General features: G+C 41.8%; 17 protein-coding genes. 10 read left to right on the forward strand and 7 right to left on the reverse strand.

Translation table 11 applies throughout. The features are described 5' to 3' along the window. Positions 1-114: 114 nt before the first annotated feature. Positions 115-663: a hypothetical protein gene (locus tag GRFL_RS16150; protein ID WP_083645583.1), complete on the forward strand. Its 549-nt coding sequence runs from the start codon at positions 115-117 to the stop codon at positions 661-663. 56 nt (positions 664-719) lie between these two features. On the opposite strand, the gene GRFL_RS16155 is transcribed toward GRFL_RS16150, so the two are convergent. From GRFL_RS16155 to GRFL_RS16175, 5 genes are all read right to left on the reverse strand, one after another. Further along, a complete protein-coding gene (locus GRFL_RS16155) occupies positions 720-1,436 on the reverse strand; it encodes a hypothetical protein (RefSeq protein WP_083645584.1) in 717 nt (238 codons plus the stop codon). A 186-nt stretch (positions 1,437-1,622) separates the two neighbouring features. Next, the gene (locus GRFL_RS16160) at positions 1,623-2,333 is read right to left on the reverse strand and encodes a YiaD family glycine zipper/OmpA-like lipoprotein (RefSeq protein WP_083645585.1); all 711 of its coding nucleotides are present in this window, start codon (positions 2,331-2,333) and stop codon (positions 1,623-1,625) included. Between the two features lie 18 nt (positions 2,334-2,351). After that, positions 2,352-2,831 carry a lipocalin family protein gene (locus GRFL_RS16165; protein ID WP_083645586.1) on the reverse strand — a complete coding sequence of 160 codons (480 nt, stop codon included), beginning with the start codon at positions 2,829-2,831 and terminating at the stop codon, positions 2,352-2,354. A 78-nt stretch (positions 2,832-2,909) separates the two neighbouring features. Beyond that, positions 2,910-3,071, reverse strand: a complete 162-nt coding sequence (locus GRFL_RS16170; protein ID WP_083645587.1) for a DUF1328 family protein — start codon at positions 3,069-3,071, stop codon at positions 2,910-2,912. Between the two features lie 130 nt (positions 3,072-3,201). Next, complete coding sequence (locus GRFL_RS16175) at positions 3,202-5,208, reverse strand: alpha-ketoacid dehydrogenase subunit alpha/beta (RefSeq protein WP_083645588.1); 2,007 nt, start codon at positions 5,206-5,208, stop codon at positions 3,202-3,204. A 131-nt stretch (positions 5,209-5,339) separates the two neighbouring features. Between GRFL_RS16175 and GRFL_RS16180 the strand changes: the two genes are divergently transcribed. The 7 genes from GRFL_RS16180 (at position 5,340) to GRFL_RS16210 (ending at position 12,088) form a co-directional block, all read left to right on the forward strand. Continuing rightward, positions 5,340-6,290 carry an isopenicillin N synthase family dioxygenase gene (locus GRFL_RS16180; protein WP_083646214.1) on the forward strand — a complete coding sequence of 317 codons (951 nt, stop codon included), beginning with the start codon at positions 5,340-5,342 and terminating at the stop codon, positions 6,288-6,290. A 2-nt stretch (positions 6,291-6,292) separates the two neighbouring features. Further along, positions 6,293-6,649: a translation initiation factor gene (locus tag GRFL_RS16185; protein ID WP_083645589.1), complete on the forward strand. Its 357-nt coding sequence runs from the start codon at positions 6,293-6,295 to the stop codon at positions 6,647-6,649. A gap of 21 nt (positions 6,650-6,670) precedes the next feature. Next, positions 6,671-7,597 (forward strand): DUF1835 domain-containing protein, encoded by a 927-nt coding sequence (locus GRFL_RS16190; protein ID WP_083645590.1) that lies wholly within the window; start codon positions 6,671-6,673, stop codon positions 7,595-7,597. 1 nt (position 7,598) lies between these two features. Beyond that, positions 7,599-8,468: a nucleoside phosphorylase gene (locus GRFL_RS16195; RefSeq protein ID WP_083645591.1), complete on the forward strand. Its 870-nt coding sequence runs from the start codon at positions 7,599-7,601 to the stop codon at positions 8,466-8,468. 71 nt (positions 8,469-8,539) lie between these two features. Next, entirely contained in the window at positions 8,540-10,594 is a 2,055-nt protein-coding gene (gene ppk1 / locus GRFL_RS16200) for a polyphosphate kinase 1 (RefSeq protein ID WP_083645592.1), read from the forward strand. Beyond that, on the forward strand, positions 10,591-11,442 hold the full coding sequence (locus tag GRFL_RS16205) for a substrate-binding domain-containing protein (RefSeq protein ID WP_083645593.1): 852 nt from the start codon (positions 10,591-10,593) through the stop codon (positions 11,440-11,442). Before ppk1 ends, GRFL_RS16205 begins: the two co-directional genes overlap by 4 nt. A 64-nt stretch (positions 11,443-11,506) precedes the next feature. Beyond that, positions 11,507-12,088, forward strand: a complete 582-nt coding sequence (locus GRFL_RS16210; RefSeq protein WP_139839204.1) for a hypothetical protein — start codon at positions 11,507-11,509, stop codon at positions 12,086-12,088. Between the two features lie 81 nt (positions 12,089-12,169). Here the strand turns inward: GRFL_RS16210 and GRFL_RS16215 are convergent, their stop codons facing one another. Continuing rightward, positions 12,170-12,835 (reverse strand): uracil-DNA glycosylase, encoded by a 666-nt coding sequence (locus tag GRFL_RS16215; RefSeq protein ID WP_083645595.1) that lies wholly within the window; start codon positions 12,833-12,835, stop codon positions 12,170-12,172. A gap of 47 nt (positions 12,836-12,882) precedes the next feature. On the opposite strand from GRFL_RS16215, the gene GRFL_RS16220 reads away from it, so the two are divergent. Together GRFL_RS16220 and GRFL_RS16225 are read left to right on the forward strand one after the other, a co-directional pair. Then, the gene (locus GRFL_RS16220; protein ID WP_083645596.1) at positions 12,883-15,069 is read left to right on the forward strand and encodes an endonuclease MutS2; all 2,187 of its coding nucleotides are present in this window, start codon (positions 12,883-12,885) and stop codon (positions 15,067-15,069) included. Continuing rightward, positions 15,066-15,482 carry a thiol-disulfide oxidoreductase DCC family protein gene (locus tag GRFL_RS16225; RefSeq protein WP_083645597.1) on the forward strand — a complete coding sequence of 139 codons (417 nt, stop codon included), beginning with the start codon at positions 15,066-15,068 and terminating at the stop codon, positions 15,480-15,482. The genes GRFL_RS16220 and GRFL_RS16225 overlap by 4 nt, the downstream gene beginning before the upstream one ends. A gap of 11 nt (positions 15,483-15,493) precedes the next feature. Here the strand turns inward: GRFL_RS16225 and GRFL_RS16230 are convergent, their stop codons facing one another. Beyond that, the gene (locus tag GRFL_RS16230; protein ID WP_083645598.1) at positions 15,494-16,822 is read right to left on the reverse strand and encodes a dicarboxylate/amino acid:cation symporter; all 1,329 of its coding nucleotides are present in this window, start codon (positions 16,820-16,822) and stop codon (positions 15,494-15,496) included. Positions 16,823-16,833 lie beyond the last annotated feature (11 nt).

Consider the following 16,833-nt stretch of genomic DNA (forward strand, 5'->3'; position numbering starts at 1 on the left):
TCCTTTAAATTACTATGTTTCCGAGGAACAGCCGGGCCATTTAACAATATCTTAGATTTAAATTTGGTGAGATAAGTGTAATTTCAAACTACAGATGATTTAAATTTCCTATTGATGAATGCGATTATAAAAAGAGCCATCGTTGGCGGGGTTGTTTCCACAATCGTCATGGGTACGGGAACTTTTATTCTCGGAAAGCTATCAGGTTATAAAGCACGGGAGTTACTGGTAGATTCCATGTCTGGAATAAACATGCTGTGTAATACCGTGATCTTGGGTGCGGTGACAATCCTGGCGCTCATGCTTACCTTACTCAGTATTAGCCGTGCCTCAAAAACGAGCCTAACTAAAAGACATTACAAAGATGTGCTCATAATTGCCAAAAGCGATACTGTTTTAATTGTCGTTGCGGTCATCACTTTTCTAATGCTGAACCTCCCTATTAGTGAGTCACAACAGGTAGATCCTTCTTGGTACCAGATCATTTATTATTCCAGCCTCGGTATGGCTTCCATTCTAGGTGGAGGTCTCATTGCGGTGGTCATGATGCTCTACGGAACGATCGCCAATGTTATCCTGATCGTTGGACTGGGCGTTACAGATCACCCCATACTCTCAAAAGAAGATGAGGAGGAAGCTGAAAAGCGAAAAGAACAGGAATAAAAAAACCGCTCATTTTTGAACGGTTTTATCATCAATACCTTTTATGGAACGCTAGTTTAACTTTTTCCCAAACTGTTTAAGATATCAATCTGGTGACCTTCTTCCAGGTTGAATCCCGGTTTTCCTTTCCGCGGAAATAAATAGGTAAATGGTGTATTGAATGCGGCCCAACTTTCGGCTAGACCATAATCATTATTTTCATTTTTCTTTTCCGGTCTGCTGAAAGTGTTTAATTCTGAATCATAAGCGGAACCAACCGCATCCTCACCTGGGAAGAGCATTCCGTCATTAATGTCAGAATAAACAACTACTGAAGCTCCTTCGCTTCCAGGCAGGTCGAAAATATTGATCCCGAAAGCATCCAGGTTTTTGTCTTTAGCGGTCAGATCTTTTGTCTTAAAAGAATCTTTAAAATTATTTCTTGGGTGGGCGTATATTGGAGCATCTCCAGCGTCTTTAGAAATAGTGGCAAGATCTGCGTAAGCCGTCTTCAATATTCCGTCGCAGGTGATAAGAATTCCTTTAATATTATAACCTTCTTCGACCAGCTTTTTAACCGCAGATTTAGTTAACGCTTCCACGGTATCGATCAAAAGCATATCGCGTCTGTTCAGGTGCCTGATGGCATAGGCCTGATTGAATGTTCCATCTACCTCGTCCCCCTTGATAATAAACGTATCGGGAATCAGTTTTAGAAATTTTCCAGTTTCCCCCTGCTGAATGAATTCCGGAGTCTGGCTATGTAACACCTCCATTTTATCTACTGTCTTCATAAAAATTTGAATTTTTAATTTCTCTTTTGAAGATACAAAATGACCAAGGCATCAACAATCTCCTTTGAGAATGTTTAACTGCTTTTAGGAGTTAATTAACGGAAGCTACTTCATGATAATTTTCAGTATTCATCAAAAAAAATCCCGGTTAAAACCGGGATTTTTAGTTTGAGCATTCAAGCGATTTTAATTTTGATCGCTATCCTGTTGTTCTGCCTGTTGTTTGGCCTGCTCCTTCAGTTCATCATTAGCCACAATAGCTAATTCCACTCTTCTGTTTTTAGCACGACCCTCTACGGTACTATTATCATATTTTGGCTGAGATTCTCCATACCATTTAGTGGTAAATCTTCCGGAACTAATTCCTCCATCAACCAAATAACTGGTCACTGCCTGAGCTCTGTTCTTAGAAAGTGTAAGATTATAACTTTCGCTACCGGTATTATCGGTATGACCTTCTACCAATACATTGGTTTGAGGATATTCCTTAAAAATATCGATCAGTTTGTTCAAAGTTGCCTGAGAATCTGCGTTGATATTATACTTATCAGTCGCGAAATAAACACCACTGTTTTCATCAAAAGTCACATTGATACCTTCTCCAACTCTTTCAACTTCAGCTCCAGGAATTTCTTCTTCGATCTTCTTGGCCTGCTTGTCCATTCGATCTCCAATAATGGCTCCGGCAGTTCCTCCCACTACTCCGCCTATAATGGCTCCAAGAGCAGAATTTCCGTCACCGGTATTATTCCCGATAACGCCGCCCACAACAGCTCCTCCCGTTGCGCCAATTACGGCTCCTTTTTGTTTATTATTGGCATTCTGTACCGCATCACAGCTCATTAACATAGCAGACGCGGCCAGTACCACAAACATTTTATTAAAAATGGTTTTCATAGCTTTCAGTATTTAAAATTAATTTTTGGTGAAATTCATTCTGATAGTGAACGGTGAACCATCCAGGCTTACCGTTTGTTCCCAAACCATATTGGTATCAGAAAGACTTTTCAGATTTAGACGAAAACCCTGATTTCCGGTGGTAGACTTGTAGTCTTCATTCGTGGGTTTCAATAGAAAATCATATACTCCGGAAGGAGTGTTTTCTTCATCTATAGACCAGATGAAATAATTACTGCCCCCATCACAACCCACACCGTTCACCGTATAGGTTCCTCGGTTATTGTTAGAAACGAAATCCCAGTTGCTGTTCTCAAAACAAGATGCCGAAGCGGTATTGAAAAGAGTTACATTGAATTCCCCGGGATTGTTAGGATATGTTACGCTGTTTAAGGTCCAGCTTCCATCAAATGTCTTGCGCGCTTCTTTAGCGACTTTACTTGGCCCGCAGCTAAATACCAGAGCGGCCATGGTAAAAAGTATTAAAAACTTTTTCATAGTAGTTTAGTTTTAAAACAAAAATCCAATGTAAAATGTGGTTGCATTTAGACATTGGATTATATTTTCAATTATTGATTATCTTCTGAATAACCTGCTTAAAAGAGAGATCACTAATAATACCAAAAAGATGTAGAAGATAATTTTAGCAATGTCTGCAGCTCCTTCAGCTACACCACCAAAACCAAAGATTGCAGCGATGATGGCGATAATCAGAAAAATAACGATCAAACGTATCATAATTTAAAGTTTTATTGATTAGTCAATTCTAAATTACTGCTACGCCTAAGTTTCAGCAAAAGATTATTATTACTTTAACAAGGCCGTTGTTAAAGATTCTTAATGAAACTTCGATCAAATTTGATTATTCCTAATATTCTATTAAATATTGTAGTTTTTCTTTAAAGCGCTGCTTCGGAAGATATTGTTTTTCGAGGGCTGCCGCAAAAGGAACGGGAGTTTCAAGACTGCCCACCCGTAAGACCGGAGCGTCTAAATTTTCAAAACAATTTTCAGTGATAATGGCTGAAATTTCCGAAGCCAGGCTGCCAAACAAAGAATCTTCGGTTAGGATAAGGACTTTACCGGTTTTAGAAACCGACTCACAGATCATATCCACATCCAGGGGTTGTAAACATCGAAGGTCGATCAACTCGATATCCTCTATTTTTTCTTCCTGAAGACTTTCTAAAGCCCAGTGAACTCCAGCTCCGTACGTAACCACCGAAACTTTTTCTCCTTCCTGTATGACAGCAGCCTTCCCTAGTTCCAGGGTATAATAATCTTTAGGCACTTCCTGGCGGATGCTTCGGTATAAAGCCTTATGCTCGAAGAAAAGTACGGGGTTGGGATCGTTGAACGCGGCGTTCAGCAAACCTTTGGCATCATAAGGAAAGGCCGGATATATAACTTTCAGACCCGGGACCTTTGTAAACCAGGCTTCATTAGACTGGCTGTGAAAAGGTCCGGCTTCTACTCCCGCTCCACACGGCATCCTGATCACGACGTTCGCCGACTGATCCCAGCGATATTTTAATTTTGCAAGATAATTTACAATAGGATTGAATCCTGAACTTACAAAATCACCAAACTGCATTTCCACCATCGCTTTCATACCATTTATGGCCAGGCCGACCGCAGTAGATACAATTGCCGATTCACAAATTGGGGTATTTCGAACTCGGTCTTTACCGTAGCGCTCGAGCATTCCTTCAGTGATTTTAAATACACCACCGTATTCTGCAATATCCTGGCCCATTAAAACCAGGTCTGGATGTCGTTGCATCGATTCATCTATGGACTGTGCGATGGCATCCACAAATCGAATTTCCTGGGTGTCTTCTGAAGGAAAATTTTTAGTTTCTTCCGCTGTCTCGTACACATCCTGAAGTTCATTCTTTAAATTGGCTTCCACCGGAGCTTCAGAAAAAGCCAGTTGAAGATGTGCCTCAATTTCCGAAGAAATTTCATCAGTAATTTCCTGAAGCTGATTTTCAGTTAAGATATTTTCAGAAACAAGATATTCCCTGAAATTGGTGACAGGGTCTTTTTTTTCCCAGGCTTGCATCAGGTCTTCTGGAACATATTTAGTGCCGCTTGCTTCCTCGTGCCCCCTCCTTCTGAAGGTTTTAAACTCGAGTAAAACCGGCCGGGGATTCTCTCTAACACTACTGGCAATTTCCGAGACTTTAGCGTAAACTTCCAAAATATTATTACCATCGATTATGTGGCTCTCCATTCCGTAACCGGCAGCTCGATCTGCCAGGTGTTCACAGCGATATTGTTCCGTAGTAGGCGTAGAAAGCCCATAGCCATTATTTTCGATGCAAAAGATCACCGGCAGATCCCATACAGAAGCTATGTTCAGAGCCTCATGGAAATCACCCTCGCTGGTTCCTCCTTCCCCGGTAAATACCGCCGTAACTTGCTTTTCATTCCGAATTTTGTGTGCCAGGGCAATACCATCGGCCACTCCAAGCTGTGGCCCCAGGTGAGAGATCATCCCAACTATCTTATATTCCTGTGTCCCGAAATGAAAACTACGATCGCGTCCCTTGGTAAACCCAGAAGCTTTTCCCTGCCATTGCGAAAAAAGCCGGTAAAGAGGGATATTTCGTGACGTAAAAACACCAAGGTTCCTATGCATTGGGAGGATATATTCTTTTTCCTGCATCGCCATGGTCACTCCTACCGAAATCGCTTCCTGACCTATTCCGCTGAACCACTTGGAAATTTTACCCTGCCGCAATAAAATCAGCATTTTTTCCTCGATCATTCTGGGCTTTAACAAAGCTTGAAAAAGTTCCAGTAATTGCTGGTTAGGAAAGTCATACTTTTTATAATCAAAAGCAAGGTCTCGAGTGAAGTGTTCAGGCATAGAAAAAGGTTTGTATTTCAAATGTAATTAATTTTATATATGCTAAGAAAAATATAAACAAAGCGTTAAAACCTATATTTTACTTACCTTTGTTTGTTGACCAAAAACCTAATAAAACGGCTAAAATGGCAATGAACAATATTCCCAGCGTAGATCTGGCCGATTTTCTGTCAGATGACCCTAAACGCAAAGAAAAATTCGTTAATGAAATTGGTAAGGCCTACGAAGAAATTGGCTTCGTGGCGCTGAAAAATCATTTCTTAAGCGACGAACTGGTTGAAGAACTTTATAAAGAAGTCAAATCTTTCTTTGATCTTCCGGTAGATATCAAGCAAAAGTATGAGATCGAAGGCCTTGCGGGTCAACGAGGTTACATTTCCTTCGGAAAAGAACATGCAAAAGGTAAAAAAGAAGGTGATCTAAAGGAATTCTGGCATTTTGGGCAGGAACCTTCTGAAGACGCCAATCTCATTGAAGAGTATCCTCCGAACGTACAGGTTGAAGAATTGAAAGATTTCAACCATGTGGGTATGGAAGCCTATAGAATGCTGGAAAAAACCGGTATTTACGTCTTAAGAGCCCTTGCTATTTACATCGGGCTGGAAGAGCATTATTTCGATCACTGGGCCAGTAATGGAAACAGTATTTTAAGACCAATTCACTACCCTCCTATTGAAACGGAACCTAAAGGTGCCGTTCGTGCCGGTGAACATGGTGATATCAACCTGATCACCCTTTTGATGGGAGCTTCTACAGGTGGGTTGCAGGTACTTCGAAAAGATGGAGAATGGATCGATGCCATTCCGCAGGAAGATGAATTGGTGATCAACGTTGGTGATATGCTCGAAAGACACACCAACAATAAATTGCGCTCTACCATTCACCGTGTGATCAATCCGCCGAAAGAAGAATGGCACAAACCACGATATTCCATTCCTTTCTTCATGCACCCACGCAGCGATATGCGCCTGGATTGCCTGGAGGAATGTATTGATGAAGATCACCCTAAACAATATGAAGACATCACCGCTGGAGAATTTTTGCACCAGCGCCTGGTAGAAATAGGACTTGCTAAAAAATAAATATGGCAAAGAAAAAAATGGGGCTGGAGGATCTTGGCGGTTTCGTTTTTTCCACCAGTGATGATTTTAACGAGAAAGAGTACCTCCCTGAAGACGATCAGGAAGATCTAAGCCCCGGCGAACAGCAACTGGAAGCTCACTTTAGTAATAAAGGACGTGGCGGCAAGACCGTAACTATCATCAAAGGATTTCAAGGTCCTGATGAGGAACTTACCGCCCTGGGAAAGATGCTGAAGAAAAAATGTGGCGTTGGAGGTTCTACCAAAGATGGTGAAATTATCATTCAGGGTGATGATCGTGAAAAGATCATGCAAATTTTGAAAAAAGAAGGTTACAATATTAAGCGTGTGGGTGGTTAATCCCGCACGCTTTTTTTAAATATGAAAAACTCCCTTCACATAGTTAATGGCGACAGCCTGGCAGAACAGATGTTGCAGCTTCAGCTTCCCGGTAAGACGATTATCTGGCGGGAATTGTTGTGTGAAGGTCCTACGGAAAAAGAGATCAACGCCAGTTTTTTTAAAATCCGGAAACAATTTCTGCAGGACACCTACGGCATCAGCGCAGAGAATTATGAAGATCGTTTTATTTCTGAAGTCGAAAAACTGAAGGATTTCGAGGATTATGATAACGTGGTGCTGTGGTTTGAATTTGATCTTTTTTGCCATATCAATATGCTGGCGGCCATCAGCTTTCTTACAGAGAACAAAGCAAAAAAGCCGGTGTCGCTCGTATGCAGTAAGAAATTGAAAGGCGAGAAAGAATTACAGCCACTTTCCCATTTGAACCTTAAGGAACTTCAAAATCACTACGATCAGCGTATCGAACTGGGCGATGACGATCTCGAGATTGCAAACCTTATCTGGGAACTTTATTGCGGCAATGACCCCATGAAGTTAAAGCCAAAGATCAAGACAAATTCCAATTTTGAATATTTATCCAGCAGTATCAGGGCTCACATTGAACGTTTTCCCAATAGTGTGACCGGGATCAACACCCTGGAACGCAATGTGCTTCGGTTGATTGATTCTCATGAGATCAAAAATGAAAATCACCTTTTAGGCTATGCGCTTCAGTACCAGGGATATTATGGATACAGCGATTCGCAAATGCAACGGCTTCTGGATAAATTAAAAATTTTCTATGAGCAAACAGAAGATCAAATTCGTCTAACCAGGGATGGTTACCAGGCGTTGGAAGGTAAAAAGAACTTTTACCGTGACCTTCAGAATAACGAGTTCTACGGTGGCGCACGGATTTTTGATTTTCTATACGATTCTGAATCTCACAGATTACTAAAACTTTAAAATGAGTATACAAGCTTCTGAATTGATCCTCAATGCTGACGGGTCTATATATCATTTGAATTTACTGCCGGAGGATCTGGCACAAACGGTTATAACGGTGGGTGACCCGGAGAGAGTTCCGAAAATCACCCGGCATTTTAGCAAAATTGAAGTTCAAAAGCATAAACGCGAATTCAACATCCATACGGGAATTTACAAAGGCAAACGTATCACCGTGATGTCTACCGGTATGGGAACTGACAATATCGACATTGCCTTTACGGAACTGGATGCCCTGGTCAACATCGATTTTCAGAAAAGAAAAGTAAAAGAGAATTTAACTAGTCTTGACATTATCAGGATAGGGACCACCGGTTCCATCCAGGAGGATATCCCGGTAGACGCTTTTCTGGTAAGCGAACTGGTAATGGGTTTTGACGGACTTCTTCATTTTTATCAAAGTGAACAGTTCCTGAAGGAGGCGATTTCCGAAGAATTCGTCAAACAAACAGGATGGTCTTCCAAAAAAGCTTTTCCGTATGTAGTGGAAGGCAGTCCGGAACTTTTTGAAAAAATGCATTCGGAAGAAACCGTTGCCGGGTTTACCGCGACAAACATTGGCTTTTACGGACCACAGGGACGCGTATTGCGATTGCCGATTCCAGATGAAAAAATGAATGAGAAGATCGCTAAATTCAATTATGAAGGTAGACGCATCACCAACCTGGAAATGGAAACTTCCGGTATCTACGGAATGTCTAAATTGTTGGGGCACAAGGCCATTTCGATGAACGCCGTTCTGGCCAACCGCGCCACAGGTGAATTCACAAAAGATCCTTCTGCACTTGCCGATGGCCTTATTGAATATACCCTGGATCGAATCGTTTCCTAAACCTCATTTAACAATTAATTATCAGCAAAGCAGGAGGTACTTTGTATTTTTGATCAAACAACCTATCGTCCATGCAGCAACCAAATGAAGAGCGTTTCAGGCACAGGGATCTCAACTGGCTAAGTTTTAACGAACGTGTACTTCAGGAAGCCGAAGATCATCTCAATCCGTTATTTGAGCGGATGAAATTCCTGGCTATTTTTTCTTCCAATCTTGATGAGTATTTCAGGGTTCGAGTGTCGCAACTTCGGCAAATGAAGCGTGTAAAAAAAAGTATTCGTAAGAAACTGGCTCTTCGCCCTTCAAAGATCACGAAACAGATCATCGAAGAAGTTAAAAAACAACAGGACCGCTTCGGAAAGGTTTACCATGACGAAATTGTTCCGGAACTGGCTGAAAATGGTATTCACATTCTCGATTCTGAACATTACAATACGCAGCAGAAAGAATTTGTAGCCTCATTTTTTCAGAATAAGGTGCAGGAAAAGTTACGCCCTATCCGCCTGGATTTACAGAAGGAAAATGAACTTTTCCTGGAAAACTCGATCCTGTATTTTTTGGTGACCTTTCAAAATGAAGATCATCTTGCGGTAGTAAATATCCCGGTAAATGACTGCGGAAGGTTTGTAATGATCAAAGACACCGAAGAAATTCATCATATCACCTACCTGGACGAAATCATCAGGCATGAGATGCATCATTTATTTTCTGAGGATGAGATCACCGGGATTTTTGAAATTAAGCTCTCCCGCGACGCCGAACTCTATATAGATGATATCTACAGCGGCGTGCTGGCTGAAAAGATCTACGAATCACTAAAGCAACGTACAGACGGGCAACCAACCAGGCTGTTATACGATGCGAGTATGCCGAAGGAAGTTCAGAAGAAGATCAGGAAATTACTGGGATTGGGTAAAATAGATATGATGCCCGGGGGGAAATACCACAATTTTAAAGATTTCATGTCTTTTCCAGATCCCACCAATAATCCCAAACTACATTTCGAGGAATTACCTCCCCTGCCACATAAAAATTTCGAGAAAAGCACCAATTATTTTAAAACCATAGCTGAAAAAGATCAATCGATACATTTTCCGTTTATGTCTTTTGCATATCTGGAAAAGTTTCTGGACCAGGCGGCGAATGACGAACAGGTCACGCATATCAAAATATCACTTTATCGGGTTGCTGATGAATCCCAGCTTACATCCTCGCTGATGCAGGCTCTCGAAAATGGAAAAGAAGTGACCGTTTTTGTGGAGGCCAAAGCCAGGTTCGATGAAGAAAATAATATTACCTGGGGAAGAAAATTCGAGGAAAAAGGCGCTCATGTGATCTACAGCTACCCGAAAGTCAAGGTACATTCCAAGATCATGCTGGTTTGCCGCGAAGAAGGTGAGGAAACTCAAAGGTATTCTTATATCGGCACCGGGAATTTCAACGCGGAAACCTCTAAGATCTATTGTGATCATGCCATATTTACGGCCAACAAGGATATCACTAAAGAAATGGACCGGCTTTTTAAAGTGCTGGAAGGAGAGTTGATCATTCCGCGGGAGAAGAATTTACTGATTTCCCCCTTCAGCACCAGACAGGAATTTTCCAGGATGATCTACAACGAGATCGAGAACGCCCGGGAAGGTAAGAAAGCACGGATTGTGGCAAAAATGAACAGTCTCGAGGATGAAGAAATGATCGATCTTTTATATAAAGCCAGCCAGGCCGGTGTCGAGATCAGGATGCTCATTCGAGGATTTACCAGTCTCATCCCCGGTGTCAAAGGCTTGAGCGAAAATATCTATATCACGAGTATCGTAGATCGTTTTCTGGAACACGGGCGCATCTATATTTTTGAAAATGGTGGCGAAGAACTCATGTTCTACGGAAGCGCGGACTGGATGAATCGCAACCTGAACAGAAGAATTGAAGTGATTTCCCCAATTCTGGATGAAGAGATCAGGCAGGAATTCAAGGATATTCTTACAATTCAGCTGAACGATAATGTAAAAGCACGAATTCAGGATTCCGAAGAAAAAAATGAATACGTTCAAAGAGCTTCGGGAGAACCTGAGATTCGCTCACAATACCAGATATACGAATATCTCAAAGAAAGACATACATCATGACAACAATACGAGTAGGCGGAGTTCCGGAACATTTCAACTTGCCCTGGCATCTATGTATCGAGGAAGGTAAATTTGAAGCTGCCGGCCTGGACGTAGCATGGCGCGAGTATCCCGAAGGAACCGGTGCCATGTGTAAATCGCTTAGAAATGAAGAAATTGATGTGGCGGTAATACTAACTGAAGGCATTATTAAGGATATTATAGCCGGAAATCCTTCCAAAATCATTCAGAATTATATTGGAAGTCCGCTGATTTGGGGTATCCACGTAGCCTGTGAATCGAAATATCACGATATTCAGGATCTTGAAGGCACTACAGCGGCTATCAGCAGGTTTGGCAGCGGAAGTCATCTAATGGCTTATGTCAACGCCCAGCACCACGACTGGGATGTTGATGAACTGCAGTTTGAAGTGATCAATAATGTAGATGGTGCAATTAAAGCATTGAAAAACGATGAAGCGCAGTATTTCATGTGGGAACATTTCACCACCAAACCGCTGGTAGATAACAAAACCTTTCGATTGATTGCCGATTGCCCTACTCCTTGGCCCTGTTTTGTGATTGCCGCTACGGAAAAAGCTATTGCTGAAAAACCAGATGCTCTTCAGAAAATGCTAAAAGTATTGAATGCAGAAACTGCTAATTTTAAGCTGAAGCCAAAAGTTGATGTTTTATTAGCTGAACGTCATCAGCAAAAGCTGGAAGACATTAGGAAATGGCTGGATCTTACAAGATGGAGCCAGCAACAAATTTCAGATGAAGAAACTGAAAATGTTGTAAATCAACTCTTTAATCTCGGGCTGATAGATCAGAAGGTTTCGAGAGATAAATTACTTCACTTTTTTTAGACCTAAACGATAGTATTTCACAGGAATAATTCTATTTTTGGTTACAAATCAAAAAACGCCTATCGTGAAAAAATTACTATTACCCCTTTTCCTCATCATTTTTTGTTTCCATGCACAATCCCAACAGGAGGATGAAGATGGAATACGGAATGAAGAAACTGGTTTACTTCAAAATGAAAATTTAGGAAAGAACGAATTAAGCATTAACGCGCTATCACTTATTGCCATAGGAGCACTCGATCTTAGTTATGAACGAAATATCAACGAAGACTCTAGCTGGAGTACAGAACTATGGTTTCAGTTGAGCGATGAGATTAATGACGATTTTGTGAGGGATTTCGCGATCACTGGAAAGTATAAACATTTTTTTAGCTCCAATTATGCCAGAGGATTTTACGTTCATGCTTTTTCCATGATCAGCTCTGGAAAAAACTATGACTATAACTACGATTACGAAAATGATATTTCTATGGAAGAGGATGAAAGTTTTACTGACTTTGCTCTCGGTTTCGGTATTGGAGGCAAACTAATTTCATCCGGAGGTTTTAAAGCCGATTTTAGCGGAGGAATTGGAAGAAACCTTCTGAATGACAATTCCCCAACCATAGTTGGACAGGTCATGGTTAATCTTGGATATAGATTCTAATACTGCCAATTTTAGATACAAAAGCCGACTGTTTAGAGTCGGCTTTTTTCAATAGTAACAACCTTATATTTTAAAATATTATTACCAATTAATGGGCTTTTTGCCATGATTTTCCAAGTACTTATTTGCTTGGCTAAAATGAGAATTTCCAAACCAGTATCCCCGGTTCGCACTTAAGGGGGAAGGATGACCGCTGGTGAGTATCAGGTGTTTGGAAGCATCGATCAATTTGGCTTTTTTCTTTGCATATCCGCCCCAAAGCATAAAAACTACATTTTCCTTCTCCTGGGAAATGATCTCAATAACCCGGTCAGTAAATATTTCCCAACCTTTATTCTGGTGAGAACCTGCCTGGTGCGCACGAACGGTAAGCGTGGCATTTAACAATAATACACCCTGGTCTGCCCACCGCTCCAGATTTCCGGTTTTCGGAAGATCTTTTCCAAGGTCATTTTCGATTTCTTTAAAAATGTTTATCAGGGAAGGAGGGAAAGCAATTCCGTCATGAACCGAAAAGCACAAGCCATTCGCCTGCCCTGGCCCATGGTAAGGATCCTGGCCCAGGATCACCACGCGGGTATCCTCAAATGCAGAATGGTCAAACGCAGCGAAAATCTCCTTACCCGGTGGAAAAATTTTATGCTCGCTATATTCATTTTTGACGAAATAGGTTAAATTCTTGAAGTAATCCTTTTCAAATTCTATTTCCAGTTCCTTTTTCCAGCTTGGGTGTATTCTTACGTTCATGAGAATTGAGTAACTTTGCGAGTCCTCAAAAGTAGGGAAAAATTGATATGATAAAAATTAGTTCGAGAAGTCTGGATGATCTGGAGTTCCCGGTAATCAGGCAACACATCAGTGAACTTTGCGTGACCGGGCTTGGAAAAGAAAAGGCTTTAGAAATCACACCTTATCCAACTTACCAAAAAACCATTTTCGGTCTGAACCAGACCAATGAATATGTGGGTTCCAAACACCAGGAAAAGCCAATTCCCAATCACGGATTTGATTCCGTAGCACAGGAGATCAAATTGCTGAATATCGAGGGAGCAGTCATTGAAATTGGTGGTTTTCGGAAGATCGCTTCTATTGCCGAAACGGTCAACACCCATCTGAAGTATTTCCAGAAATACGCAGAAATTTACCCGAGTCTTTCTGAAACTGTTTCAACTGTTGAATTCAACCAGGATATCCCGGAAAAGATCAACTCGGTAATAGACCGTTTTGGGGAAATGAAAGATGATGCCTCTACCCTCTTACAAAACCTGAGGCGCTCGATTAATTCTGTAAAAGGGCAGATCAATTCCAGTTTTGCTTCTGCTCTGTCTACTTACAATTCTTACGGTTATTTAGACGATATCCGGGAAAGTGTAGTCGAAAATGTTCGGGTTCTGGCGGTTAAAGCCATGTATCGCCGCAAGGTGAAAGGTGGCATCATGGGAAACTCCAAGACCGGGAGCATCGTCTATATTCAACCTGAAACAACCTATCAATACACCCGGGAGTTGAATAACCTGGAGTATGAGGAAAAAGAGGAAATTAAACGAATTCTGAAGGAACTTACAGAGTTCATGAGACCCTACCGTGAACACCTTATAGAATACCAGGAATTACTGAGTGATATTGATGTGATCGCGGCAAAGTCTAAATTTGCAGAGAAAATAAACGGGGTGCTTCCAAAGGTCTCGAAAGATCGGGAATTGCATTTGCAGGAAGCATACCATCCGCTTCTTTATCTGAATAACAAACGCAAAGGTGAAAAAACTTTTCCGCAGTCTATAGAACTGAGTCCTGATAACCGAATTATTGTTATTTCAGGACCTAATGCCGGTGGAAAAAGTATCACTTTGAAAACCGTGGGATTATTGCAAGTGATGCTGCAAAGCGGCATGCTTATTCCGGTTCACGAATACAGCCGCGTGTGCCTTTTCAGAAAAATACTCACCGATATTGGCGACAACCAGTCGATAGAAAATCATTTGAGCACCTACAGTTACCGACTCAAAAACATGAATTATTTCCTTCGGAAATGTGATGACAAAACCCTTTTCCTAATCGATGAATTTGGAACCGGAAGTGATCCTGAGCTCGGCGGTGCACTGGCTGAAACTTTTTTAGAGGACTTTTATGAAAAAGGCTCCTACGGAATCCTCACAACGCATTACGCGAATCTCAAGAAGCTGGCCAATGAATTGCCAGATATGAGCAACGCGAATATGATGTTTGACAGTCGCACGCTGGAGCCTGTTTATAAATTGCAGGTTGGAGAGGCCGGTAGTAGTTTTACTTTTGAAGTCGCTCAAAAAAATGGAATCCCGTATAGCCTTATCAACCGTTCCAAAAAGAAGGTCGAAAGAGGTAAGATACGTTTTGACAGAAGTATTGCCAAACTTCAGAAAGAACGTTCCGAATTACGCAAAACAACCGATTCTCTAAAACAGAAGGAACAGAAGACAGCGGCTCAACAGGGAAAACTGGAAGAGATCAACTCCAGGATCCAGCAGAAACTGGAAGACTATCAGGAATTGTACGATTCCAACCAGCGCCTGATCTACCTGGGTCAAAAACTCGATGATCTCAGTAAGAAATATTTTAACGATAAGAAAAAACGAGAACTTATTGGAGAAATGCTGAAGATCGTGGAGATCGAGAATTCCAAGCGGAAGAAGGAATCTAAAAAGCAGCAACAGGCTCAAAAAGCCAAAGAACAACAAATTCAGAAAGCTGCCCAGAAAGAGATAGCTCCGATTCGCGAGAAAAAACAGGAAGAAAAAAAGAAAGAACAGGTCCTGAAAAAACAGGAACAGAATAAACCCAAAGCGAAGCTCAAGGTGGGCGACCGTGTGCGATTGCAGGATGGGAAAGCTGTGGGATCAATCGATACTATCGAAAAAGGTAAAGCTCTGGTGAATTACGGGATGTTCACAACCTCTGTTTCAGTAGATCAACTGGAACTGGTACAGGCGGCAAAGAAGAAATGAAACAGTTAGCAGAAAATAAAAAAATTGTCCTGTTTGACGGTGTTTGCAACCTGTGTAATTCGGCTATTCAGTTGATCATTAAGCATGATAAAAATGATCTTTTTCGGTTTGCTTCTCTGCAGAGTGAAACCGGCCGAAAACTTCTGATGGAACGTGGTCTTGATCCTGAAAAGCTGGAGTCCGTAATCCTGATCGATCCGGGGGTGGCTTATTATCGAAAATCCACGGCAGCACTGGAAATTGCCAAGCATCTATCCGGAGGTTATTCCTTTTTATACCTGTTTATACACTTACCGGAATTTCTGAGAGACCCGGTTTATAACCTTATTGGACATTACAGGTACAGATGGTTTGGAAAAAAAGATCAGTGCATGATCCCTACTCCAGAATTACAATCCAAATTCCTGGACTAAGTCTGGACTGATTATTTGGTTTCGGTAGTATCTTCAGATTCTGGATGGTATTCATCATCCCATTCCTTCACGTTTGGTGGCCCCATCATATCAACTGATTTGGCGACCATCAGCGAAACCGCTGCATCACCCGTCACATTTACAGTGGTACGGCACATATCCAAAGGCCTGTCTACCGCAAAGATCAAAGCTAGACCGGCTTCAGGAATACCTGCCTGTGCCAACACGATCACCAGCATGACCATTCCCGCTCCCGGGACTGCAGCTGAACCTATGGAAGCTAAAGTAGCCGTCGCGATAATGCCCATTTGGGTACCAAGACTCAGATCCATTCCAAAAGCCTGGGCGATAAACACTGCTGCCACAGCCTGGTACAGGCTGGTTCCATCCATATTGATAGTAGCTCCGATTGGCAGAACGAAACTGGTAACTTCTTTATGAACGCCCATATGCTCTTCTACCCGCTCCATGGTTACAGGAAGCGTAGCCGCACTTGAACTGGTAGAAAAAGCCAGCAATTGTGCCGGAGCAATTCCGTTGATGAAAAATGAAGGCTTGTTTCCTGTAAATATCCATACTAAGAGAACGTAAACACCTATCATCAATGCCAGGCCTATCAAAACTGTCAAAGCGTACATGGCCAGGGCAGCAAAAAGATCGGTACTGGGTGATTCCACAACCAGTGCAGCCAGGAGGGCAAATACTCCATAAGGAGCGGTAAGCATAATGAGATCGATCAATTTCAGGATCACTTCGTTGAAGCCATCAAAAAAGTCTTTTACCGGTTTGGCTGTTTGTTCCGGAATTAAGATCAATCCAATTCCGAAGAAAATCGCGAAGAAAATAACCTGAAGCATATTTCCATTATCGCTGGCAGCGCCAAAAATATTACTCGGTACCAGGTCTTCCAGGGCTTGTAACGGCCCGGCATCTTTTTGTTTTTCCGCATCAGTAATTCGCACAGAGGCATCACCTTCATAACTGGCAATCAGGTCTTCCCGGGTATCCTGACTGATGGTTCTTCCTGGCCCAATCACGTTCACCAGCACCAAGCCAATTGAAACTGCGATGACCGTGGTTATTATATAAGTTGCGATAGTTCGAAATCCCATTTTTGAGAGTTTCGAGATGTCTTTAAGGTCTGAAATCCCTTTGATGAGTGACGCCAGGATCAGTGGCACTGCGATCAATTTAAGGGCATTGATGAAAATGTTCCCGAAAGGCTTGATCCAGTCGCTCACAAATTCAGGGCCCCAGCTAAAATTGGTCAAAATCAATGCAAATACAACTCCGGCAACCATGCCCAGTAATATTTGCCAATGCAGTGCTAATTTTTTCATATCCTGATTTC

The sequence above is a fragment of the Christiangramia flava JLT2011 genome (genome assembly GCF_001951155.1).
GTDB classification, from domain to species: domain Bacteria; phylum Bacteroidota; class Bacteroidia; order Flavobacteriales; family Flavobacteriaceae; genus Christiangramia; species Christiangramia flava.